The sequence below is a fragment of the Shewanella aestuarii genome (genome assembly GCF_011765625.1).
Taxonomy (GTDB): Bacteria; Pseudomonadota; Gammaproteobacteria; order Enterobacterales; family Shewanellaceae; genus Shewanella; species Shewanella aestuarii_A.
In genome coordinates, this window is record NZ_CP050313.1 from 931,246 (window position 1) to 956,107 (window position 24,862).

Genomic DNA, 24,862 nt, shown 5'->3' on the forward strand with positions numbered 1-24,862 from the left:
TCAAGCAATAAATAAGATAAACTTAAATGGCCGCTAATTTTAGCGGCCATTTTATTTTTGCGGGAGGTTGAATGCATTGTCCTTTTTGTAGCGCGACAGACACCAAAGTTATCGATTCAAGATTGGTTGCCGATGGTCACCAAGTTCGTCGTCGCCGAGAATGCACCGAATGCCATGAGCGCTTTACTACCTTTGAAGGTGCAGAGTTAGTTATGCCACGAATTATCAAACGTGATGGTTCTCGCCAGCCTTTTGATGAGGATAAATTACGCGGTGGTATGTTGCGCGCAGTAGAAAAACGTCCTGTATCCATCGATGAAATTGAACAAGCTTTATCGAAAATAAAATCAACATTGCGCGCTACCGGTGAACGTGAGGTGGATTCAGAAATGATAGGTAATTTGATGATGGAGCAATTGATGAATTTGGACAAAGTGGCCTATATTCGTTTTGCATCCGTTTACCGTGCTTTTGAAGATGTGTCTCAATTTGGCGAAGCTATCGCGAAATTACAAAAATAGACTTTTATTTAGAGAATCAACCATGGCCGTTTTTAGTGTTTTTGATCATCAGATGATGAGCCGAGCCATCCAACTTGCCCGTAAAGGTCTGTATACCACACGTCCTAATCCTTGTGTTGGCTGCGTGATAGTGAAAGATGATCAAATACTCGGTGAAGGTTACCATCAGGTTGCAGGTCAAGGGCATGCCGAAGTTAATGCCTTGCAACAGTTAAAAGATAATGGGTTTAGTTCTGAAGGGGCAACAGCTTATGTCACGCTTGAACCTTGTAGTCATTATGGTCGCACTCCGCCATGTGCATTAGGTTTAATTAATGCCAACATCGCCCGAGTGGTGGTAGCGGTAAAAGATGCCAACCCACAAGTGGCCGGAAAAGGCATTGCCATGCTTGAACAAGCAGGTATTCAAGTTGACGTAGGATTGCTTGAAGACGAAGCCTTTGATGTTAACCTTGGCTTTATGAAACGTATGAAAACCGGTATGCCTTGGGTTACCGTCAAAGTGGCTGCCAGTATTGATGGTAAAACGGCTTTATCAAATGGGGTATCTAAATGGATTACTGGCTCAGCGGCCCGCAGTGATGTGCAAAGGTTGCGCGCTCGTCATTGCGCTTTAATCACAGGTATCGAAACGATTATTGCCGACGACCCGCAGTTAAATGTTCGTTATGAACAGCTTGGAAGCTTGAAAAATACACTTTCACCCTCATCTATACATCAACCAATAAGAGTTATATTAGATTCTAAAGCGCGAATGACGGCGAATTATCAGTTATTTGCAATTACTAGTCCAATACTGCTGGTGACAACGGTTGACTACCCTGAAGCCGTTAAAGCGCAATTTCCTGCTCATGTTAACGTATTTATTGCTAGCAAGGACTTGCAAAATAGAGTCTGTTTACACAGTGTGTTGACTCATTTGGGGCAAACTTGTAACACAGTGCTTATTGAAGCGGGTGCAACATTAGCGGGTAGTGTCATAGAACACAATTTGGCCGATGAGTTAGTGTTATATCAAGCGGCAAAACTGTTAGGCAGCGCAGGACGAAATATGCTGCAACTACCTGATTACCACAAAATCGAGCAGGCACCAAAAATGTTATTAAAAGATAAGCGAAATGTCGGTCAAGACACACGTTTTGTATTTCGTTTCAATTAAAATAAGCGTTAGGTTTATAGATAACCTGCTAACACATGAATAAGTGAGTCACTATGTTTACTGGTATTATTGAAGCCTTAGGTACTTTACGCAAAATCGAACGTAAAGGTGATGATATTCGGCTGACGGTGGCAAGTGGTAGTTTAGATTTAGCCGATGTCAAACTAGGTGACAGTATTGCCACTAATGGTGTTTGCTTAACTGTGGTACAAACCTTGGCAGATGGCTATGTGGCAGATGTGTCTGCTGAAACTGTCGCTTTAACAGGCTTTGCTCATTACCAAGTTGGTCAGCAAGTGAATTTAGAAAAAGCCGTCACCGCCACCACGCGTTTAGGTGGCCATATGGTGAGTGGTCATGTTGATGGTATTGCTAAAGTAGAGCAGCGCTTATATCGCGGTCAAGCGATAGAATTTTGGTTAACAGCGCCAACTGAATTAACTAAATATATTGCTCATAAAGGCTCAATTACTATTGATGGCGTGAGCTTAACGGTTAATGAAGTTAAAGGGTGCCTATTTAGGTTAACGATTGTGCCTCATACGGCCACTGAAACTACCTTGTTAAATTTACAAGCTGGCGACACGGTTAATATTGAAGTGGATTTAATTGCAAGATATTTAGAACGGCTAATGCAAGGCCCTGCTGTACATACAGAAAGTGGCGGTGTGACGATGGAGTTATTGGCAAAGTCAGGTTTTATGCGTTAGTAACAAGCTTTATCGGTTTAAAGATTTACCCTATTAAAACATCACAAGCAACGACGATTACAACAAAAAGGTTCCCCACATGGCGTTACACAGTATTGAAGAAATCATCGAAGACATTCGTCAAGGTAAAATGGTTATCTTAATGGATGATGAAGACCGTGAAAATGAAGGTGACCTTATTATGGCATCTGAATTAGTCACACCGGCAGCAATTAACTTTATGGCGACTTATGGACGAGGATTAATTTGCCAGACCATGACCAAAGCGCGTTGTCAGCAATTAAGCTTGCCGCTGATGGTGACAAATAATAATGCCCAGTTTTCAACGAATTTTACCGTCTCTATTGAAGCCGCTGAAGGTGTGACAACCGGTATTTCTGCTCATGATCGTGCGGTGACGATACAAGCTGCAGTGGCTAAAGATGCAAAGCCTGCAGACTTAGTGCAACCCGGTCATATTTTTCCATTGATGGCGCAAGATGGTGGGGTATTGACCCGTGCTGGCCACACTGAAGCAGGTTGCGATTTGGCGCGTTTAGCTGGGCTTGAACCATCTGGCGTTATTGTTGAAATTTTGAATGAAGATGGCACGATGGCGCGTCGTCCAGATCTTGAGATCTTCAGTGAAAAACATGGTATTAAAATCGGTACAATTGCTGATTTAATTGAGTATCGTAACACCAAAGAAACCACAGTGGTGCGTGAAGCAAGCTGTAAATTGCCCACTCGTTTTGGCGAGTTCCAAATGGTAACTTTCCGCGACACTATTGATAATCAATTGCATTATGCATTAGTTAAAGGTGAGGTCAAAGAGAATTGCTTAGTACGCGTTCATCTACAAAATACCTTTAATGATTTGTTGCACTCAGAGCGTGATCAAAAACGTAGTTGGCCATTAGAAAACGCAATGGAACGTATTGCCGCTGAAGATGGCGTATTAGTGCTGTTAGCTAATACAGAGCATGCCAGTGAGATACTCGCAAAAGTGAAAGCGTTTGAAGCCGAAGATAATGGTCAGGCAACTGCACCTGCTCAGTGGCAAGGTACATCACGCCGCGTGGGTATTGGCTCGCAAATATTGGCTAACTTAGGTGTGAGCAAAATGCGCTTATTAAGTTCGCCTAAGCGTTACCATTCATTGTCGGGTTTTGGATTAGAAGTCACTGATTATATCTCGGAATAATAGTCTGGTTTTTAATTTTTAATTTTTTCATTAATTGCATAGAGCTCAGGGCGTTTGGCTGTGGTATCATATTGCCTCTTTCGCCCCAGATGGGTGCTTTAGCTAATTTAGGTAAGATAGAATGAACGTAGTTCAAGGTAATATCGAAGCGAAAAATGCCAAAGTGGCGATCGTTGTATCGCGTTTCAACAGTTTTCTTGTTGAAAGTCTGCTTGAAGGCGCAATAGATACATTAAAACGTTTTGGCCAAGTCTCTGATGACAACATTACCGTTGTCCGAGTTCCTGGCGCGTTTGAGCTACCTTTGGCGGCTCGCCGTGTTGCTGCGAGTGGTCAGTTTGACGGTATTATTGCACTAGGTGCTGTGATCCGTGGTGGTACTCCTCATTTTGATTTTGTTGCCGGTGAATGCAATAAAGGACTTGCTCAAGTGATGCTTGAATTTGATGTCCCAGTTTCATTCGGTGTGTTAACTACAGATACCATTGAGCAAGCTATTGAGCGCTCTGGTACAAAAGCAGGTAACAAAGGTGGCGAAGCCGCGCTTGGTTTACTTGAAATGGTTAATGTGCTGCAACAACTAGAACAACAGTTGTAATAGTAGGAAAAGTAATGAAGCCTTCTGAGCGCCGTAAGGCCCGCCGTTTAGCCGTTCAAGCTATATACTCATGGCAATTAACTGGCAATAATGTTGCTGATGTTGAACATGAGTTTTTAACTGAACAAAGTTTAGATGGTGTTGATGTTGCTTATTTTCGTGAGCTTTTAGCGGGTGTAACCGCTAAAACAGCGCAAATTGACGAATTGCTAAAGCCGCATTTAGATCGCGACTTTGATGATGTCTCACCAGTAGAGAAAGCCATTGTTCGTTTAGCGACATTCGAGCTAACCTTTAAAAAAGATGTGCCGTTTAAAGTGGCCATCAATGAAGGTATCGAATTAGCCAAAGCCTTTGGTGCTGATGATAGCCATAAGTTTGTAAACGGTTTATTAGACAAAATCGTTAAAAACAGATAAAACAAAAACGGTATCTTCGGATACCGTTTTTATTTGTGTCAACATGATTTCAAAAGGTGGGCGGAATACCCGCACCAGAGCGAGCGTGAAAGAATTCCAACTGATCGAAAAATATTTCCTCAATCGCGGCCAAAAGCGTCGTGATGTCTTATTAGATATCGGCGATGATTGCGCGCTTGTTGAGCCAGCAAGTGGCAAATCAATTGCCATATCATGCGATACCCTTGTCGAGGGGGTGCATTTTTTTGCTGATATGCCTGCACATGCATTGGGTTATAAATCATTAGCGGTAAACTTGTCTGATTTAGCTGCCATGGGTGCAGAGCCTGCATGGATGACGCTCGCTTTAAGTTTACCTAATGTTGATGAGCAATGGTTGAGTGAATTTAGTAATGGATTATTCGAAGCTGCAGAATATTATCAAGTTGCTTTAATTGGTGGCGACACGACACGTGGCCCTCGTTGCATTAACATCACTATTAATGGTCAAGTCCCCAAAGGAAAGGCATTAAAGCGAAGTGCTGCTAAAGTGGGGGACTGGATATACGTTACAGGTACCTTGGGGGATTCTGCATTAGGTCTTGATTTATTACGCGGTGTATATCAAGTTGCGCCTCAATTTAAAGATTACCTGCTAAATCGTCATTATTATCCTACTCCCCGAGTACTAGCAGGACAATCTCTACGGGGGTTGGCTTCAAGTGCTATCGATTTATCTGATGGATTAGTGTCAGACATAGGCCACATATTAAAGGCGTCTAATGTCGGAGCTGTCATTGATGCTAATCAAATCCCAATCTCCACTGCGCTGGCAAGTTGTGTCAGTGAAGAGCAGGCTTTAGCTTATGCATTAACCGGTGGTGAGGATTATGAATTACTGTTTACTGTCCCAGAGTCTGAACGTGGTGCAATTGATACTGCATTACTGCATGCAGGGGTAAAGTTTGTCAAAATTGGTCAAATTTGTGCGGGAGATAAATTGAAATTTACCCTAGATGGAAAACCATTTACCCCAGACTTTAAAGGTTTTGAGCATTTCTAATGAGTTTACTTTCACAAGATCCAGCTTTAAAAAAATTATCATTATCTAATCCAGTACATTTTTTAGCACTAGGTTTTGGTAGCGGTTTAGCGGCAAAAGCGCCGGGTACTTTTGGTACGCTTGCCGCAATTCCGTTGTACTTATTGTTAAGCCAATTTAGCTTAAGCATTTATTTAGCTGTCACCTTAGTTGCTACTATTGTTGGTATTTATATCTGTGATAAGGCTGCTAAAGATATGGGGATGCATGATCATGGTGCAATTGTATGGGATGAAGTTGCTGGGTTATTGATCACTCTGATTGCAGCGCCTGCTGGATGGGTATGGTTGGCATTAGGTTTTGGCTTTTTTCGCTTTTTTGACATTATCAAACCATGGCCCATTAAATGGCTTGATGCCAAAGTGGAAGGGGGTTTTGGGATTATGATTGATGATGTGCTAGCCGGTATTTTTGCTTTTGTTTGTTTGCAAGTGTGTGTTTATTTTTGGGGATAAAAGCTAGCGAGTGAATTTGCAATAATTGCTTATAATCGCAATCTTGATGACTGGTATAAGCATTATGTTATTAATCTGGCAAGTTTAAATGGCATCGGTATTAATACCGATGCCATTTTTTATCAAGTCTACAATAGTAACTCTCTGGCATTTGCTAAGGTGTTTTCGGTGATAATGTCACCACCTAATAGCCTAGCAAGCTCATTGATGCGTTGTTCTTTATCTAAGCTTTGCATGGTGGTTTCTGTTTGACCACCTTTGTTGAATTTATTGACAAACATGTGCTGGTGGCCGTTGCCTGCAACCTGAGGAAGGTGAGTTACACATAAAACTTGAGTTGATTCACCTAAACTTCTTAGCATTCTGCCTACAACCGATGCCGTTGGGCCGGAAATCCCTACGTCGACTTCGTCAAAAATCAGTGTTGGGGTCGAGACTTTTTTCGCGGTAATAACCTGAATGCCAAGACCAATACGTGATAGCTCACCGCCTGAAGCGACTTTGGCAATAGGTTGTAGTGGCTGGCCCGGATTGGTAGTTACTAAAAATTCCACTTGGTCACAGCCTAGGCTATTGCTCATTTCAGGATTAAAGTTAACTGAAATAGTAAATTTTCCTTTTGGCATATTTAGCTCATGGATGGATCGAGTGACTAATTTATCGAGTTCTTTGGCATATCTTGCCCGGCTCTGGCTGAGTTTTTGTGCGTGATTTAAATAGGCTTCACGACTTGTCTCGAGCTGCTGCTTTATTTCTTCTAGCTTTGTCTCATCACTTGATAATGATTCAAGTTCTGCTTTTAATTGGGCGTGATGTTCAGCTAATTTTTCAGGGCTAACATGATGCTTCCTTGCTAATTGCATGGTAGTTGTTAAGCGTTTTTCAAGATATGAAAAGTGTTCTGGGTCGAGCTCTAGTCTGCTGAGATAGTCTTCAATCTCGCTGCTACTTTCTTGAACTTGAATAAGTGCATCATTAAGCATAGTGGCTATTGGGGTTAGCTTTTCATCGACATTCTGTAGGCTTTCAGCCAATGCAATAACTTTATTGAGCAGTGAATCGATATTGTAATCGTCATTTTCACTCAGCAGGTGCAAACTAGCTTGGCAGTTTTCTATCAGTTCTGTACCGTTTGCCAGTCTTTTGTGTTCTTGTTCTATTTCTGTAAATTCACCTTCTGCTAAGCCAAATTCGTCGAGCTCTTCTACTTGGTATTGCAGTAATTGTTTGCGAGAAATTCGTTCATGCTGAGCTTGCATGAGTACTTTTAATTCATTCTCAATTTGTTTGGTGCGCTGATAGCTTGTGCTGACGGTATCTAATAGTAATTTATGGTTTGCATAGCTATCTAATAGGGTTAGTTGATGCTCATTCTTAAGCATTGCATGGTGGGCATGTTGACCATGGATACCAATAAGTAGTTGCCCAAGGGCTTTAAGCTGCCCAATAGGAACGGGATTGCCATTGATGTATGCACGTGAGCGGCCATCACTATTGATGGTGCGGCGTAAAATGCACTCATCGTCATTATCAAGATCGTTGTCTTCTAACCAACGCTTAGCTTGTGGCACATCGTTAAGAGTAAATCGTGCACTTACTTCAGTTTTACTGGCTCCAGGTCTTACAGTGTTCGCATCACTTCGATTACCTAAACATAACCCCAGTGCATCGATGGCGATTGACTTACCGGCACCGGTTTCACCGGTAATCGTTGTCATACCTGCTTTGAAGTCAAGTTCTAAAAAACGTACGATTGCAAAATTATTAATGCTGAGTTGGCAAAGCATATTGATGTCCTGTCGCTAAAACTAAACCACTGTATTGATAAACAGTATATACTGATTTTTTATACAGTAAAGTAGCCTAGGTGAGGTTTTTTTGATTCAAATGTGTACGGTTTTCAGCAAAATGGGATCAATATTACTTAACTGATTATTTTATAAGAGAATTGTTAATTTGATAATTATGCTTCGCTGGGGCATGCCTAGGCATGAAGGAGCTGCGCACCCCTCTAGCAGATAATTATGCTAGAGGGCATGGTATACAGGATTAGTTAGCCGAAATACCAATATTTGATACGCCTGACTCGACGATATCTTTACGCAGGCCTTTGACTAGATCAGCAGTAATAATAGGGTTTGCTTCAATGATATCTAATAGCATGCCTTGTAATTCTTTTTCTTCTTGCATCACTGGATGGGCAAACACAAACTCGTCTAGTTCTTCATCCATTAAGCTTTCATCGCTAATGGCTTCAATATAGTTTGCTACAGTGGAAGAAGACAGTTTGCTAATGTTAATGATATCTTCTTCAATTTTTGCGTGGATGGCACTCATTAATGTCGAGATGGCCACTGCGGCATCCATTGCTGGGTATGCTCCATAAGCTTCGAAATCACTGGGGTCTGGTGTGTTTTCGTCTAAGCGTTGTATATGAACATCGACATTATATTTTGCTTTGCTATCGTACTGACTTTGCCAGAGTAAATCTAAAGCCGTAGAGAGTATTTGGGGTTGGCCAAATTCACAAACTTCTGAAAACAACTGGTAGTTTGGTAGCATTCGCTGACATAAGGCTACTGCAAATAGTTGTTTTTGTGGGAGAGACAATGCTTTTAAACGTTTAAAAAATCCTGGCTTGCTAGTCATGGCTGATGTCCATTGATAACTGTTCTAAAACTTGAGTTGCCGCTGATTCTACCTTAGATAGCTCGTCAAGTAACTCAAGGATTTCGGGCTCTAAGTCAATTATTTGTGTTTTGTGCTTTAACGCTGATTCTATTGCTTGGCAAAGTTTTTGAGTTGTTGGTACGCCACAATAACAACTTGCACCATGTAATTTATGTACTGTATGTAACATGGCTTGTTGATCGTTTTCTTGCAGTGCTTGTTCAATATCAACAATCGTTTGTGGTAATGATTCAACTAGCATCTTCAACATTTCTAACGCTAAATCAGGTTTTTGGTTTGCTTGAGTTAAACATAGATCCCAATTGAGTGTATGCAAGTCAAAATGAGTAAATTTTGGCTTGGCAATCCAACGATTAATTACCGCTTTTAATGAGTTTTCATGGATTGGTTTTGGTAAAAATCCATCCATGCCAGAGGCGTGAATGGTATCGCGTTCTTCAGCAATCGCATGGGCAGTGACGGCAATAATGGGGGTGTGACGATTCATTGATTCGTGACGAATACGCTGAGTTGCGGTTATACCGTCGATCCCCGGCATTTGAATATCCATAAAGATCAAATCAAAGGTTCGACTTCGTGCAAGCGAAATAGCTTCTTTACCATTTTTAGCAGTGACAACATTAACGACTAACTCTTGTAGAAGGGTATCAATTAATTTGAGGTTGGCCATGTTGTCATCCACCGCCAGTACAGTCACATTCAAGCGTTTTGTATCATGGGTTGTGACCTCGGGTAACACTTGTTGCTGCAGCGCTTTAGGCGCTGGTGGATAAATTAAGTGACGAGCCAATTGGTAATCGCTGATCGGTGTAGTGAGTAGTAAATCTGTATTTGGCTTCAAGTGATTAACAATTAGCTCTTGATCAATACAGTCATGCAGTAAAATTAAACAGCTTGTGTGTTTTTTAGCAAGCTTTAAGTGTTCAACTAATTCTTCTGGGCTTTGGAAACCGTGGCAACTTAACAATATGTAGTTAAAGTGAATATTGTTGTTTGCTAAGGTTGTTTCTAAATGCTCTCGTTTACCTACTGTGGTTAAATTGACTTGCCATGACTCTAGTCGTCGATTTAAGGTATCACGGGTTAATTCACGTGGTTCATAAAGTAAAATCGTTTTGTTTTGCAATGAGGCTAAAGGTAATACTTCGCCAATTTCAAATTGGCTTATTCCTAATGGTAAAATAAACCAGAAGTTAGAACCTTTGTTAGGACTGGATGTAAATCCAATTTGGCCGCCCATTTGATTAATTAAGCGCTTGGTGATCACTAAACCCAATCCAGTGCCACCAAACCGACGAGAAATTGATGAGTCGGCTTGACCAAAAGCCTGAAACAAATATTCTTGCTGACTCTCATCAATACCTATGCCGGTATCAATAATTTCACAACGTAAGGTGTATGCTTCCTCTGTGGTATTTACCAAGGTGATTTTTACCGTGATACTCCCTTCATCAGTAAACTTAATCGCATTACCCACTAAGTTGGTGATAATTTGACTTACTCGCATGGCATCGCCACTTACGCTTTCAGGCACATTACCGTCAATATCGATAACCAGCTCCAGTCCTTTGTCTCTCGCGCTACCAACAATAATACTTAAGGTGTCAGTGATGGTTTCTCGTAATGCAAATGGCATTTTTTCAAGTACCATTTTGCCCGCTTCTAATTTAGAAAAATCGAGAATGTCATTGATAATGGCTAATAAGTTGCTTGCACTGCGCTCAATCGTTTTAATGTAATCGAGTTGACTAGAATGTAGCGGTGTTTTAATCAGTTGCCTTGCAAAACCAATCACGCCATTCAATGGAGTTCTGAGTTCGTGGGACATATTAGCTAAAAATTCAGATTTAATTCGGCTGGCTTCTAATGCGCGTTTTTTGGCTAAATCAAGTTCAACGTTTTGAATTTCAATTTGTTCGAGTGTTTCACGTAAGTCTGATGTGGCTTGATCAATGTTTTGTTGCATTTCATCATGGTATTCAGATAATGCTCCAGCCATTGCGTTGATGCCACGTTTGAGTAAATCTAGCTCGCCAATTAAGTTGCCTTCTAAACGAGTATCTAGTTTACCCTCACGAATTTTTGCTACCACTCTAACCATTTCTGTAATCGGGTGGTTTACGTGCTTGACTAAGCGGAAGGTAAAAAACAAATTAAATTGCACACCGATGAGCACAATAATAAAAGCGGCAATTGCGGCGCGGTGTTGCTCTAGTAATGCGTTTTCTTTATTGACTAAAATAGCTATGTAACCAATAACTTGTTCATTTTTGTTGTTGTAGATAGGTTTGACAACATCCTCAATGTTTAGTGAAGATTCAGGGCTAATATCGGCTATGTTTTGAGCCAAATTAGCTTTGTTAACAAAACTAGCTGCTTTTAGGTTGGTGTTTGAAATAATAGGGCTGCGAATAACCAGTATGTCGTCTACAGTGGTAAACTCTGTTTCATTAAGCTCAGTTAGAGGTCGTGAAGCACGCATTATTTCAAAATCTTTGTGGTAATGCGAAGTCACAAAAAGCTGGTTTTGATCATCAAAAATTGCCACAGAGTAAATGAGTGCAGCATTTCGCATTTGTGCTGCAGAGAGGATTTTTTTGGTGGATTCTCTGTCTTGGGTAATGAGCCCGAATTCGCTGGCGAGCGCTAAAGGCTCAATAATACTCGTCCCTTTTGCGATTAAGGTGTCTTCGAGCTCATAAAAGCGGTTTATGGTGAAGTAACTTCCAAGTAGAATACCCACTACAATTGTAGGAGCTAACGCCAGTACCAAAACCCATGATCGCAGGCTGTATTTTGTCATATTCTCGCTACTTTTCATGTTTTGGGTTTTATTCCTACATTGTTGTGTTGATATCAGCCTAGACTGCCAGAAATAGCGCGTCTTTGACTAGTGTTTTATTCATTTTTAGAGGCCAAAATGGCACAATTCTTCAAAGCTAAACCAAACAAATCTAAGCAGTTATCCTCAAAGCTTAGTATTGAAATCACCCAACTTGATCATTTAGGGGCAGGAATTGGTCAATATCAAGGCAAAGTGGTATTTGTGGCTGGCGCCTTGCCTAATGAACATGTGACAGTGCAGCTGATTGAGCAGAAGAAAAGTTATGCCAAAGCTAATTTGATTAAAGTCGATAAACCTTGTGAAACACGCGTTAATCCTATTTGTTCGCACTACGCGCAATGTGGTGGTTGTGATTTACAGCATATGAATATTGTTGCTCAGCGAGATTACAAACAACAGGCGTTGTTAAGTCTCATGTCAAAATTAACGGGTGATGAATTATCAGCTGAATTAGTGACACCGCCAATTGTTGGTGATGCATGGCATTATCGCCGTCGAGCACGTTTAGCCACGGTTTTTGATAAAAAAACACAGCATTTACACTTGGGTTTTAGGCAATCAGCTTCAAGCAAGATTGTGTCGATTAGCCAGTGTCATGTATTAGCTAAACCGTTATCAGATTTAATTACCCCATTTGCAGCAAATTTAAATCAATTAAAAGCGAAAGCCAGTCTTGGGCATTTAGAACTCAGCCAAGCCGAAAATGGTTTATTTGCTGTAATTAGAATTACCAAATCGTTGCCTGCATCAGACATTCGTTGGTTAACTGATTTTGCCAAAAATCATCAATTAACTTTATTATTGCAAGATAATGAAGCCAAATTAGTGCAGTTGTATCCGCAAGTTGAACATGAGCAAGTCACATTACCGTTTTACTCATTATCATTAGCTAACAGTGATAAAGAAGTGTGTTGTGAGTTTACCCCAGGTAATTTTGTTCAAGTAAATGAGGCAATTAATCATGCGATGGTGCAGCAAGCGATTAACTGGCTAGCCCCCAAGCGAATGAGCGTGTGTTAGATTTATTTTGTGGAGTGGGTAATTTTAGCTTGCCATTGGCATGCACGGCAGCTGATGTAATAGGTGTTGAAGGTGTGCCCGATATGGTTTTGCAAGCCAAAAGTAATGCGGACAAGAATCAGCTTAGTAATCTGGATTTTCATCATGCAGATTTAAGTGCTGATTTAACCGATGAGAAATGGTTGGGTAAAATTGATAAACTGCTACTTGATCCTGCAAGAGCCGGTGCATATGAAAGCTTACAATGGCTAGAAAAGATGCGACCTAAAAAAGTAGTATATGTGTCATGCAATCCAGCCAGTCTAGCCAGAGACAGTAAAGTGCTGATTGAGCAAGGTTATCAATTAACTCGTATTGGTATGATAGATATGTTTCCACAAACTCATCACATTGAAGCTATGGCATTATTTGAGCTTGTGAAATAACCACTTGTATGTGGTTTCAAACAAAGTGTTACATATTATTCAATTGAAAACTCATGGCGATACGCTCAAGATAGTTTAACTGAGTTTATAGATATGAACAGACAATGATGTTTAATGATTTAATCATCATTCAGCTATGAAAAGAAACATAACGTTGGTGCTGTATTTTGCGTCAATGTGTAAGGAATAGGTATGGTTTCAGTTCGCGAAGCACATTTTAATACTGAAGAATTTCATCTTGAAGAATGGGTTGTACGTTACATAGAAGACAGTAACGAAGCCCAAGTGATATTAGAGATGATCAAAAGCATGGAAGCCTTGCCTATCAAAGATAAGCAAGCGCACACTCAGCTATTAGGGCGTATTCGTGAGATGATCGAAATATTAGCGCCGCTTAATATGGATCTTGAAACTCTGCAAGCCGCAGTCCTGTTTGTGGTATTTGATGCTGGGATCTTCAGTGAAGAATATATTGTTGAACATTTTGGTGATCCTCTCGCCAAATTAGTCGCCAGTGTGGAAACCATGAACGCCATTGGTGCGTTAAAGGTGTCTGATAGCCGAAGCGCGGAGCCGCAAATTGATAATATCCGCAAAATGCTTTTGGCCATGGTTGAAGATGTGCGTGCTGTGGTTATCAAACTTGCCGAGCGAGTCTGCCTGTTACGAGCCGTCAAAAATGCCGATGAAGAAACTCGAGTATTGCTTGCCCGTGAAATTGCCGATATCTATGCTCCTTTGGCCAATCGCTTAGGGATTGGGCAGTTAAAGTGGGAGCTAGAAGATATTTCCTTTAGATATCTACATCCTGTTGTTTATAAAGATATTGCCAAACAATTAGACGGAAAACGGGTCGATCGCGAGATTTACATTGATAAATTTGTCAGTCAATTACAACAGCGGTTAGATAACGACCAGATCCGTGCCAAGGTTTACGGTAGACCAAAACACATCTACAGTATTTGGCGCAAAATGAAGGGTAAAGATCTAAAGTTTGATGAGTTATTTGATGTGCGTGCAGTCAGAATTGTCACCGAACGACTGCAAGATTGTTATGGCGCACTCGGTGTTGTTCATGATCTTTGGCACCATATTCCTCGCGAGTTTGATGATTATGTGGCTAATCCAAAGCCAAATGGTTATCAATCAATTCACACGGTTGTTGTAGGGCCGGAAGGTAAAACCGTTGAAATTCAAATTAGAACTGAGGCCATGCATCAAGATGCTGAACTAGGTGTTGCAGCACATTGGAAATACAAAGAAGGTGCTAATACCGCGAAACAAAGTGGCTATGAAGAGAAAATCAACTGGCTACGTAAAATTCTACAGTGGCAAGAAGATGTGGCTGAAAGTGGTAATTTAGTCGATGAAGTGCGCAGCCAAGTATTTGAAGACCGCGTTTATGTGTTTACCCCTAACGGTGAAGTGGTTGATTTACCTCATGGCTCAACTGTGCTTGATTTTGCCTATTACATTCACTCGCAAGTGGGGCATAGATGTATTGGCGCCAAAGTTGATGGGCGTATTGTGCCATTTACCTACACAGTTGAAACCGGTGAGCGGATTGAAATTATCACCTCCAAAATACCCAATCCTAAACGAGATTGGCTAAACCCTAATTTAGGTTACATAAAGTCATCTCGTTCACGCGCCAAAATTCAACATTGGTTCAAACAACAAGATCGCGATAAAAACATTGTTGCGGGCAAAGAAATGTTAGAAGTTGAACTGAACCGTGTTGGTCTAAAGCTAAAAGATGCTCAGGTTGCCGTTGAAAGATTCAATCTTAATGGAATGGATGACATGCTTGCTGCAATAGGTGGCGGCGATTTACGTCTTAATCAAGTGGTTAATTACACAGAGAGCAAGCATCGTAATCAACCTGAAAATGAAGAAGATATTGTTGAAGATATCTTAAAGAAAGCGGTTCATCGTCCTAAAAAACCGGGGAAAGGGCAGGTTGAAGTTGATGGTGTTGGTAATTTGATGAGCCATATTGCTCGTTGTTGCCAGCCAGTACCCGGCGATGAGATTTTTGGCTACATCACCATGGGGCGTGGTATTTCTGTGCATCGCCGTGACTGTGACCAAGTGAAAGAGTTAATGCGCACCAATCCTGAACGTGCTGTTGACGTAGTTTGGGGGAGAGTTACTCCGGTGGTTATCGAATAAAATTAAGAGTGGTCGCCCACGACCGTAGTGGTTTACTTCGTGATTTAACCACTGTCCTTGCTGCGGATAAATCCAATGTTATGGCTATGAGTTCAAAGTCAGATGTCAAAACTCAAACTGCCACCGTTGAAATTGAACTTGAGCTATATAACCTTGATAGTTTGTCGCGGGTGTTGGCTAAATTATCTCAAGTGGATGGCGTCATTGAGTCTCGTCGACTTTAGATGGAGTGGATCCTATGAGTCGAAAACCGAATCAAACTAAGGTGGATATCGCTCCTTTGCTAAATATTATGCAAAAGCTGCGCGAACCCGACTCAGGTTGCCCTTGGGATTTGGCACAAGATTTTCAATCTATTGTGCCATTTACCCTTGAAGAAGCTTATGAAGTAGCGGATGTTATTGAGCGTCAAGCATGGGCTGAGCTCCCTGATGAACTCGGGGACTTGTTATTTCAAGTGGTGTTTTATAGTCAATTGGCTGCTGAACAAAACCAGTTTGATTTCACCACTGTGATAGAGCGTATTTGTGCTAAATTAGTGCGCCGTCATCCTCATGTTTTTGATGAGTCTTATTCATCGTCTTTATCCGCGAGTGCCAGTGATTCAGATAATGCTTTTGTCACCGCAACACAAATAAAGCAATCTTGGGAAACCATTAAGGCTCAAGAGCGAGCTGCAAAACAGCAACTTTCATTACTCGATGATATTCCTCATGCGCTTCCTGCATTAACGCGATCCGTAAAAATTCAAAAACGGGTCGCTAAGGTCGGTTTTGATTGGCCTGAACTTAAGCCTGTGGTTGACAAAATTTATGAAGAAGTCGATGAAGTGTTGGCTGAGGTGAATCTGCTTGCAACTGATCCTAAAAAATATCAGCCCAAAATAGCCGATGAAATGGGGGATCTTTTATTTGCCGTGGTGAACCTGGCAAGGTATGTTAATGTTGACCCCGAACAAGCGCTTAGACAAGCGAATATTAAGTTTGAGCGGAGGTTTCGTGGTGTAGAAAACTGTGTTCAACAAAGTGGTAAATCATTTGAAGAGCACAGCCTTGAACAGCTTGATCAATATTGGGATAGCGTAAAGCGACAAGAATAGTCATCTGAATGTTGTTTTGGTTTGTCGAAACCTCGATGCTTTGGTATACTACTACCCCGTCCTAGTGCTTTCTTACAAGCACGTAATTTTTCCAATACATTTCTCAGGTTCAGCATGACTACAAGGTATATCTTCGTTACTGGTGGCGTAGTTTCATCACTAGGTAAAGGCATTGCAGCCGCTTCATTAGCAGCAATTTTAGAGGCGCGTGGCCTCAATGTAACCATTATGAAACTGGACCCATACATCAACGTTGATCCGGGTACCATGAGCCCAACTCAGCACGGGGAAGTATTCGTGACTGAAGATGGTGCAGAAACAGATTTAGACTTAGGTCATTATGAGCGTTTCATCCGCACCAAAATGAATCGTCGCAATAACTTTACAACCGGTCGTATATACGAAGAAGTACTTCGTAAAGAACGTCGTGGTGATTATTTAGGTGCAACTATTCAGGTTATCCCTCACATCACCAATGCAATTAAAGAAAAAGTATTAGCTGGTGGTGAAGGTCATGATGTTGCTATTGTCGAAATTGGTGGCACAGTAGGTGATATTGAATCATTGCCTTTCCTTGAGTCTATTCGTCAATTAGGTGTTGAGCTAGGACGCGATCGCACCTTATTTATGCACTTAACCTTGGTGCCGTTTTTAGGCGCGGCTGGCGAAGTTAAAACCAAGCCAACTCAGCATTCAGTTAAAGAACTGCGTTCAATCGGTATTGCTCCTGATGTATTAGTGTGTCGTGGCGACCGTGCTATTCCAGCAAATGAAAAAGCGAAAATTTCTTTATTCTGTAATGTTGAAGAGCGTGCGGTAATTTCGTTAAAAGACGTAGACAGTATTTATAAAATCCCAGCATTACTTCGCTCTCAAGGTTTAGATGATTTAGTTATCAAGCGCTTCCATCTAGAATGTGGTGAAGCTGATTTATCTGAATGGGAAAATGTTATTTACCAAGAAGCTAATCCAAATGGAGAAGTGACCATTGGAATGGTGGGTAAATATATTGAATTGCCAGATGCCTATAAGTCCGTCAATGAAGCCTTAAAACATGCAGGTCTTAAAACACGCGTCAATGTGAACATTAAATATATTGATTCACAAACCGTTGAAGCTAAAGGCGAAGAAGTGCTTCAAGGTCTTGATGGTATTTTGGTCCCTGGTGGTTTTGGTGAGCGCGGGGTGGAAGGTAAAATTCTTGCTGCTAAATTTGCCCGTGAAAACAACTTACCCTATTTCGGTATTTGTTTAGGTATGCAAGTGGCTTTAATTGAGTTTGCGCGTCATGTTGCCGGTCTTGAAAATGCGCATTCAACAGAATTTAACCCACAAACTCCGCACCCTGTTGTTGGTTTAATTACTGAATGGATCAACGAAGAAGGCGATATTGAGCAGCGTCATGAAGAGTCTGATTTAGGTGGCACTATGCGTTTAGGGGCACAACTTTGTCATCTGAAAGAAGGCTCAAAAGCGGCCACGGCATATGGTGGGTTAACGTGTGTTGAGCGTCATCGTCACCGTTATGAAGTCAACAACAACTATATTAATCGTTTAGAAGAGGCTGGCTTGATATTCAGTGGATTGTCTTCTGATCGTAAGCTGGTAGAAATGATTGAAATGCCAAATCACCCTTGGTTTGTTGCTGGACAGTTCCATCCAGAGTTCACCTCAACGCCTCGCGATGGCCACCCATTATTTGAAGGATTCGTTGCTGCATCTTTAGCGTATCAGAAAAAAGATTTGAACTAATCTTGTAAGGCCGTTGACCAAAGTGTTAACGGCCTTTTTTATTTTTGGCGACAATTTGCGCGAGCTCTTCCTTGAGGTAAAATTGGTAGTTGCCGCTAGACTTAATTCGATTTATCCTAGCATTGTGAATTTAACTTACCAAATTGAAAGTTAATACCAATAAAAAGACCGTTTCAATGATTTAATGTGTTTTTATCGGTGTTGATTTTTAATTTATTTTTTAAACTTTCAGTAATACTGACAAAATTTAGAGGTAGCTATGGCTAACATTATTAAGATTATTGGTCGCGAAATCATGGATTCTCGTGGCAATCCAACTGTTGAAGCAGAAGTACACCTAGAAGGTGGCTTTATTGGTATGGCTGCTGCGCCATCTGGAGCATCAACGGGTAGCCGCGAAGCATTAGAGCTTCGTGATGGTGATAAATCACGTTATTTAGGTAAAGGTGTATTAAACGCTGTTGCCGCTGTTAATGGCCCGATTGCAGAAGCATTAAAAGGCAAAAATGCATTGGCTCAAGCAGAACTTGACCAAATCATGATTGACTTAGATGGTACTGAAAACAAAGCTAAGTTTGGTGCTAACGCTATTCTTGCTGTGTCATTAGCAGTAGCGAAAGCCGCCGCAGCAGCAAAAGGTGTACCTTTATATGCGCATATCGCTGATTTAAATGGTACTCCAGGTGTTTACTCTATGCCGCTTCCAATGATGAACATCATCAACGGTGGTGAACATGCTGATAACAGCGTAGACATTCAAGAGTTTATGATCCAACCTGTTGGCGCTGCTAACTTCCGCGAAGGTTTACGTATGGGTGCTGAAGTATTCCATAGCCTTGCTAAAGTATTAAAAGCAGACGGTCATTCTACCGCTGTGGGTGATGAAGGTGGTTTCGCACCAAACCTTGCGTCAAATGAAGCTGCTCTAGCTGCCATTAAAACTGCGGTAGCTAATGCAGGTTATGAGTTAGGCAAAGACATTACTTTAGCGATGGACTGTGCAGCATCTGAGTTCTACGACAAAGAAGCTAACATCTACGATCTTAAAGGTGAAGGTAAAAAGTTTACTTCTGAAGAGTTTAACTACTTCCTTAAAGACTTAACTGAACAGTACCCAATCGTGTCTATTGAAGATGGTCTTGATGAGTCTGACTGGGAAGGTTTTGCACACCAAACTAAACTGCTTGGCGATAAAATCCAATTAGTTGGTGACGATTTATTTGTAACCAATACTAAGATCCTTAAGCGCGGCATCGACAATGGTATTGCTAACTCAATCTTAATTAAGTTTAACCAAATCGGTTCTTTAACTGAAACATTAGCCGCAATCAAAATGGCTAAAGATGCTGGTTTTACTGCCGTTATCTCTCACCGTTCAGGCGAAACTGAAGATGCAACAATCGCTGATTTAGCTGTTGGTACAGCAGCTGGTCAAATCAAAACGGGTTCATTAAGCCGCAGCGACCGTGTTGCTAAGTACAATCAACTTCTTCGAATTGAAGAAGCATTAGGTTCTAAAGCACCGTATAACGGTCTTAAAGAAGTGAAAGGCCAAGCATAATTTTAGCTTGAGCGAAAAAAGGCCACCACTCGGTGGCCTTTTTTGTTGTATTATAAGTACATTCAATCATACGGATAACTTGCTAAGCCAATTATGAAGAAACTCTTATTCGCTCTAACAGCCTTGTTAGCGCTGCTCCAGTATCGTATATGGATGGGGGAGAATAATTTATCCGAGTACTTTTTATTGCAAACGCAAATAGCAGCCCAGCAAGAAAGTAACGCCAAGCTTATTGCCCGTAATCAAATCCTTAAAGAAGAAATCCTTGATCTCAAAAGTGGCACTGAAGCCATAGAAGAGCGTGCACGTAATGAGTTAGGTTTAGTTAAAGAAGGCGAAACCTTTTATCGTGTTGTCGGTTCAGAACTCCGTGAACGTAACAGTTTTGGTCACTAAAACTATGACTTTTCCAATTCAAAATCTTGTAGCCATAGTTCCCGCAGCAGGCATAGGAAGCCGTATGGGGGCGGATGTCCCTAAACAATACTTGCTATTAGGTAAGCAAACCATTTTGGCACATACGCTAGATTGCTTATTATCTCACTCCGCCATTAAACAGGTGATTGTTGCGCTAAACCCACAAGACACGTTTTTTCAACAATTGACTCAAGCAAGTCACCCTAAACTGATGACTGTTATCGGTGGTGATGAGCGCGCAGATTCGGTTTTAGCAGCCTTACAACAAGCTGATGCCAAGGCATGGGCGCTGGTCCATGATGCGGCAAGACCCTGCTTAACCCATGGTGATATTGATAAGCTAATTGCAGGTGTTAGTCTGTATGAACAAGGTGCGATACTAGCTGCGCCAGTTCGCGATACCATGAAGCGCGCCAATGCTGACGGCACAATAAGTACTACGGTTGATCGAGCTCATTTATGGCATGCATTAACGCCCCAGCTTTTTCCTGTGGTTACATTAAAGCAAAACCTTATTGAGGCATTGGCAGCTGGAGCAACCGTAACCGATGAAGCTAGCGCAATGGAGTGGGCAGGCTGTCAACCGGGTTTAATCAGTGGCCGCGCTGATAACATTAAAGTGACACATCCTGATGATTTACATTTGGCAGCATTATTTTTAAGCCAACATGTATCAACAACATAATTAAATAGTTAAGCTCTAAATAGTGAGAAAAGAAGGCAGACTTATGAAAATGCGAATTGGTCATGGTTTTGATGTACATAAGTTTGGTGGCGATAAACCACTTATTTTGGGTGGTGTAACTGTGCCATATGAATGTGGCCTTATTGCCCATTCTGATGGTGATGTTGTATTACATGCCATTAGCGATGCCATTTTAGGCGCTATGGCATTAGGTGATATTGGTAAACATTTTCCTGATACAGATGCTCAATTTGCTGGTGCAGATAGCCGTGTTCTTTTACGTCATTGTTATGATTTAGCCAAACAAAAAGGCTTTATTATTGGTAATTTAGATGTGACTGTGATTGCACAAGCACCCAAAATGTTGCCCTATATTGACGCGATTCGTTCCTGCCTAGCTCAAGATTTAAATACTGATATTAATGATATTAATGTTAAAGCGACAACGACCGAAAAACTGGGTTTTACCGGTCGTAAAGAAGGCATAGCGGTTGAAGCGGTTGTGTTAATGGTTCGCCAATAAATAGAAAAGTTATTTAGAGATAAAATTATGAGTTCATTACATTACCTTTTTGGCAAACCTCAAAGCAGCGCAGATCTTCGTACCCACAATAGTGATTTTATTGTTGAAGAAATTCTACCTTTTTCGCCAACAGGAGAAGGTGAGCATCATATGCTGCACATTCGCAAAGAGGGTTTGAACACCGCCCATGTTGCAGAAATGCTGGCAAAATTTGCTAAAGTGCATCCCAAAGAGGTGACGTACGCGGGTCAAAAAGATAAAAATGCCCAAACTGAACAATGGTTTGGTGTTCGTATTCCTGGTAAAGAAATGCCTGATTGGCAAGCCTTGAATAGTGAACAATTAACGATACTTTCAAGTTCAAGACACAGTAAAAAATTACGTATTGGTGCCTTATTGGGTAACAAGTTCACATTAACATTGCGAAATGTCACTGATATTCCTGCAATGCAGCAACGTTTTGAACAAATTGCATTAACCGGTGTCCCTAATTATTTCGGTGAGCAGCGCTTTGGCCACAAAGGTAAAAACTTACTGATGGGCCGTCAAATGCTGGCTGGCAGTAAGAATGTTAAAGATCGTACTAAGAAAAGTATGTACTTATCGGCGGTTCGCTCACATATATTTAATCAAGTGGTTTCTTACCGACTGGCGCATCATCAGTTAAATCCCATCGATGGCGATTGCGTTATGTTGGCGGGTAGTAAGAGTTATTTTGTTGCACAGAAATGGGATCCAGTACTGCTAAACCGACTAGCAGAAAATGATATAGGGTTGTCTGCACCGCTTTGGGGAAGAGGTCAGTCGTTAGCCATTGATTTAGCTGCAAAAATGGAATCTACAGCTTTAGCTGATACTCAAACCGATTTAACAGGGCTAGAAAATGCTGGTTTAAGCCAAGAAAGGCGCTTGTTACTGTTAAAGCCGCAGGCGATGAAGTGGCAATGTGATAATGACATCTGCGTTGTAGAATTTATTTTACCAGCAGGTAGTTATGCAACCTCAGTTCTTCGAGAGCTCGTTAACTATACTGATGTCAAAGATGCGCAGTGGCAAAGCATGGTTGCAGAGCAACAAGCGCAATCATAGTCATTCAAGGTGAATGGAATAACAAATGGTAGCTAAAGATGATTAATATACTAGTCAGTAATGATGATGGTGTAAGTGCACCGGGAATTATTGCCCTTACCGAAGCCTTAGCTGAATTTGCTAGTGTATTGACCGTGGCACCTGATCGAAATTGTTCAGGGGCGAGCAACTCTTTGACCTTGACTAATCCATTAAGAATTAATAACTTAGAAAATGGTTATATTTCAGTAAATGGCACACCAACCGATTGCGTGCATTTAGCCATCAGGCAGCTATGCAAAATAGAACCAGATATTGTGGTGTCGGGTATTAATGCCGGTGCGAATATGGGGGATGATACCCTTTATTCAGGCACGATAGCGGCGGCAATGGAAGGACGTTTTTTAGGTTTGCCAGCGATGGCGATTTCTTTAGTCGGCAAACAATTACAGCATTATCAAACCGCAGCAGTGTATGCGGTAAAAATACTGAAAAGCTTAATTGAAAACCCGATAGCGTCTAACCAAATATTAAATGTCAATGTACCAGATTTACCGCTAGAGCAGATTAAAGGGATTAAAGTCACTCGTTTAGGAGCAAGACATAAAGCCGAAGGAATGATCAAAACCCAAGATCCTGCAGGTAAAGATATTTACTGGCTTGGTCCTGTAGGCGCTGAACAAGATGCTGGAGAAGGAACAGACTTTGGGGCTGTCGCTCAAGGCTATGTTTCTATCACACCTTTGACAGTGGATTTAACTGCTTATAATCAATTGCAACAATTAGCCGATTGGGTAGAAAAAATATGATAGGGGAGCGTCCGTGCGAGCGACCAATTTGACTAAAAAATTGGCAGAAGCAGGTATAAGAGATCATGCAGTATTGCAGGCTTTGGCCAGTACTCCACGAGAATTATTTCTTGATGGTGCACTAGCCCATAAAGCCTATGAAAATACCGCACTTCCTATTGGTCAAGGCCAGACGTTATCTCAACCGTATATAGTCGCCAGAATGACCGAGTTGTTACTACAAACTCAACCTAAAAAAGTGCTGGAAATTGGCACTGGATCAGGATACCAAGCAGCCGTTTTGGCCCAGTTAGTTCCTGAGTTATGTACCATTGAACGAATTAAATCTTTACAAATTCAGGCTAGACAAAGGCTAAAAAGATTAGATTTGCATAATGTGTCTTTTAAATATGGCGATGGATGGAAAGGCTGGAGTAACCGCGGCCCTTTTGATGGGATTATGGTTACGGCTGCTGCAGTCACGATTCCTCAAGCATTATTGGAGCAATTAGCTGATAACGGTGTGCTAATTATTCCTGTTGGTGATGATACTCAGCAATTATTAAAAGTCACTCGCCGCGGGAATGATTTTGAGTCACACGTTATCGAAGCGGTAAAGTTTGTCCCTTTAATCAATGGCGAGTTGGCATAATAATCATCTCAATAAGACTATTTCTTTTGAAAGCGTAAAGGATTTACTTTGATGCATTTGTGTTGGCCTCTGGTTGTGATATTTGGTCTATTTATGTCAGGATGTAGTTTCCAGGCCCATACTCCTGCTCCAGTTGAAAATATTTCATCTACAACCTTATCTCCCAAATATGAACGTGGTTCACTGAAAAGCACATCATATCAAGTTAAAAAAGGCGACACTCTGTACTCAATCTCTTGGGGGGCTGGCCGTAACTTTAGTGATGTAGCAAAACAAAATAATCTAAAAGAGCCTTATACGATTTTTCCTGGGCAAACCTTAATAATTGGTAATTATGCTGGCGGAAGTACGAAAAATAGTAACAAAAATACCGATGCAGTTGTTAACAAAATAGCTTCCGATAAACCGAGAAATGTCACAAATTCGAGTAAAAATTCTAAATCAAAACAAGCGCAAACCCAGAGCCAGCCAGCAAAAAGTAGTAATTTAAATAGTGCAAAAAAAACGCTTGATCACAAAGCTAAGCCTGCGTATTCTGTAACAACTGACCAACAAAAAATTAACCAAAATGAAAGTCCACAAATTGCAGATTTACCTGATAAAGTGCAAAAGTGGTACTGGCCCGTTAAAGGAAAGATAATCGGTTATTTTTCTTCTAGCGAGCAAGGCAATCAAGGAGTCAAGATTGCTGGTAACCGTGGCGATATTATTCGCGCTGCGGCAGATGGGAGAGTTGTATACGCAGGTGATGCGTTACGTGGGTATGGTAACTTAGTCATTATCAAACATAACGACGATTTTCTAAGTGCTTATGCTCATGCTGATACAATCTTGGTTAAAGAAAAGCAATATGTTAGCGCAGGCCAAACAGTTGCCAAAATGGGCAGTACAGGGACAAACCAAGTGATGCTTCACTTCGAAATTCGCTATCACGGTAAGTCAGTTAACCCATTACGATATCTACCTAAACAATAATTGTTTAGCAACATTAATAACGGAGGATAATCAAGTGTAGATTTGAAACATCACAATTAAGGT

21 protein-coding genes and 2 pseudogenes are annotated in these 24,862 nt (G+C 41.2%); 20 read left to right on the forward strand and 3 right to left on the reverse strand.

Annotated features, from left to right (window positions below):
* The first annotated feature begins 71 nt into the window (after window positions 1–71).
* From nrdR to HBH39_RS04345, 8 genes are all read left to right on the forward strand, one after another.
* Window positions 72–521: a transcriptional regulator NrdR gene (gene nrdR, locus HBH39_RS04310; RefSeq protein WP_167675930.1), complete on the forward strand. Its 450-nt coding sequence runs from the start codon at window positions 72–74 to the stop codon at window positions 519–521.
* A 22-nt stretch (window positions 522–543) separates the two neighbouring features.
* A complete protein-coding gene (gene ribD / locus HBH39_RS04315) occupies window positions 544–1,680 on the forward strand; it encodes a bifunctional diaminohydroxyphosphoribosylaminopyrimidine deaminase/5-amino-6-(5-phosphoribosylamino)uracil reductase RibD (protein ID WP_167675932.1) in 1,137 nt (378 codons plus the stop codon).
* Between the two features lie 53 nt (window positions 1,681–1,733).
* Window positions 1,734–2,390, forward strand: coding sequence for a riboflavin synthase (locus HBH39_RS04320; RefSeq protein ID WP_167675934.1), 657 nt, complete (start codon window positions 1,734–1,736; stop codon window positions 2,388–2,390).
* A gap of 79 nt (window positions 2,391–2,469) precedes the next feature.
* Window positions 2,470–3,573 carry a bifunctional 3,4-dihydroxy-2-butanone-4-phosphate synthase/GTP cyclohydrolase II gene (gene ribBA / locus HBH39_RS04325; protein WP_167675936.1) on the forward strand — a complete coding sequence of 368 codons (1,104 nt, stop codon included), beginning with the start codon at window positions 2,470–2,472 and terminating at the stop codon, window positions 3,571–3,573.
* Between the two features lie 121 nt (window positions 3,574–3,694).
* The gene (gene ribH / locus HBH39_RS04330) at window positions 3,695–4,171 is read left to right on the forward strand and encodes a 6,7-dimethyl-8-ribityllumazine synthase (RefSeq protein WP_167675938.1); all 477 of its coding nucleotides are present in this window, start codon (window positions 3,695–3,697) and stop codon (window positions 4,169–4,171) included.
* A gap of 14 nt (window positions 4,172–4,185) precedes the next feature.
* Window positions 4,186–4,590 (forward strand): transcription antitermination factor NusB, encoded by a 405-nt coding sequence (gene nusB / locus HBH39_RS04335; protein ID WP_167675940.1) that lies wholly within the window; start codon window positions 4,186–4,188, stop codon window positions 4,588–4,590.
* 85 nt (window positions 4,591–4,675) lie between these two features.
* Window positions 4,676–5,632, forward strand: coding sequence for a thiamine-phosphate kinase (thiL, locus tag HBH39_RS04340; protein ID WP_167679963.1), 957 nt, complete (start codon window positions 4,676–4,678; stop codon window positions 5,630–5,632).
* Window positions 5,632–6,126, forward strand: coding sequence for a phosphatidylglycerophosphatase A family protein (locus HBH39_RS04345; protein ID WP_167675942.1), 495 nt, complete (start codon window positions 5,632–5,634; stop codon window positions 6,124–6,126). The genes thiL and HBH39_RS04345 overlap by 1 nt, the downstream gene beginning before the upstream one ends.
* A gap of 128 nt (window positions 6,127–6,254) precedes the next feature.
* Here the strand turns inward: HBH39_RS04345 and recN are convergent, their stop codons facing one another.
* The 3 genes from recN to barA form a co-directional block, all read right to left on the reverse strand.
* Window positions 6,255–7,913, reverse strand: a complete 1,659-nt coding sequence (gene recN, locus HBH39_RS04350; RefSeq protein WP_167675944.1) for a DNA repair protein RecN — start codon at window positions 7,911–7,913, stop codon at window positions 6,255–6,257.
* A 262-nt stretch (window positions 7,914–8,175) separates the two neighbouring features.
* Complete coding sequence (locus HBH39_RS04355; protein ID WP_167675946.1) at window positions 8,176–8,775, reverse strand: YjaG family protein; 600 nt, start codon at window positions 8,773–8,775, stop codon at window positions 8,176–8,178.
* On the reverse strand, window positions 8,768–11,638 hold the full coding sequence (barA, locus tag HBH39_RS04360; RefSeq protein ID WP_167675948.1) for a two-component sensor histidine kinase BarA: 2,871 nt from the start codon (window positions 11,636–11,638) through the stop codon (window positions 8,768–8,770). The genes HBH39_RS04355 and barA overlap by 8 nt, the downstream gene beginning before the upstream one ends.
* A gap of 99 nt (window positions 11,639–11,737) precedes the next feature.
* On the opposite strand from barA, the pseudogene rlmD reads away from it, so the two are divergent.
* The 12 genes and pseudogenes from rlmD to HBH39_RS04420 all read left to right on the forward strand — a co-directional run bounded on the left by rlmD (window position 11,738) and on the right by HBH39_RS04420 (window position 24,799).
* Window positions 11,738–13,107, forward strand: a pseudogene (rlmD, locus tag HBH39_RS04365) (23S rRNA (uracil(1939)-C(5))-methyltransferase RlmD).
* Between the two features lie 192 nt (window positions 13,108–13,299).
* A pseudogene (gene relA, locus HBH39_RS04370) lies at window positions 13,300–15,503 on the forward strand (GTP diphosphokinase).
* Window positions 15,504–15,517: 14 nt separating this feature from the next.
* Entirely contained in the window at window positions 15,518–16,378 is an 861-nt protein-coding gene (gene mazG, locus HBH39_RS04375) for a nucleoside triphosphate pyrophosphohydrolase (protein ID WP_167675950.1), read from the forward strand.
* A gap of 114 nt (window positions 16,379–16,492) precedes the next feature.
* The gene (locus HBH39_RS04380) at window positions 16,493–18,130 is read left to right on the forward strand and encodes a CTP synthase (protein ID WP_167675952.1); all 1,638 of its coding nucleotides are present in this window, start codon (window positions 16,493–16,495) and stop codon (window positions 18,128–18,130) included.
* A 259-nt stretch (window positions 18,131–18,389) separates the two neighbouring features.
* A complete protein-coding gene (gene eno / locus HBH39_RS04385) occupies window positions 18,390–19,691 on the forward strand; it encodes a phosphopyruvate hydratase (protein WP_167675954.1) in 1,302 nt (433 codons plus the stop codon).
* Between the two features lie 93 nt (window positions 19,692–19,784).
* Entirely contained in the window at window positions 19,785–20,087 is a 303-nt protein-coding gene (ftsB, locus tag HBH39_RS04390; protein ID WP_167675956.1) for a cell division protein FtsB, read from the forward strand.
* A gap of 4 nt (window positions 20,088–20,091) precedes the next feature.
* Window positions 20,092–20,793, forward strand: a complete 702-nt coding sequence (gene ispD / locus HBH39_RS04395; RefSeq protein WP_167675958.1) for a 2-C-methyl-D-erythritol 4-phosphate cytidylyltransferase — start codon at window positions 20,092–20,094, stop codon at window positions 20,791–20,793.
* Window positions 20,794–20,836: 43 nt separating this feature from the next.
* Window positions 20,837–21,316: a 2-C-methyl-D-erythritol 2,4-cyclodiphosphate synthase gene (gene ispF, locus HBH39_RS04400; RefSeq protein WP_167675960.1), complete on the forward strand. Its 480-nt coding sequence runs from the start codon at window positions 20,837–20,839 to the stop codon at window positions 21,314–21,316.
* 27 nt (window positions 21,317–21,343) lie between these two features.
* Window positions 21,344–22,405 (forward strand): tRNA pseudouridine(13) synthase TruD, encoded by a 1,062-nt coding sequence (truD, locus tag HBH39_RS04405; protein WP_167675962.1) that lies wholly within the window; start codon window positions 21,344–21,346, stop codon window positions 22,403–22,405.
* Window positions 22,406–22,443: 38 nt separating this feature from the next.
* Window positions 22,444–23,193: a 5'/3'-nucleotidase SurE gene (surE, locus tag HBH39_RS04410; RefSeq protein WP_167675964.1), complete on the forward strand. Its 750-nt coding sequence runs from the start codon at window positions 22,444–22,446 to the stop codon at window positions 23,191–23,193.
* A gap of 13 nt (window positions 23,194–23,206) precedes the next feature.
* Window positions 23,207–23,824 (forward strand): protein-L-isoaspartate(D-aspartate) O-methyltransferase, encoded by a 618-nt coding sequence (locus tag HBH39_RS04415; RefSeq protein ID WP_167675966.1) that lies wholly within the window; start codon window positions 23,207–23,209, stop codon window positions 23,822–23,824.
* A gap of 48 nt (window positions 23,825–23,872) precedes the next feature.
* Complete coding sequence (locus HBH39_RS04420) at window positions 23,873–24,799, forward strand: peptidoglycan DD-metalloendopeptidase family protein (RefSeq protein WP_432280137.1); 927 nt, start codon at window positions 23,873–23,875, stop codon at window positions 24,797–24,799.
* Window positions 24,800–24,862: the final 63 nt, after the last annotated feature.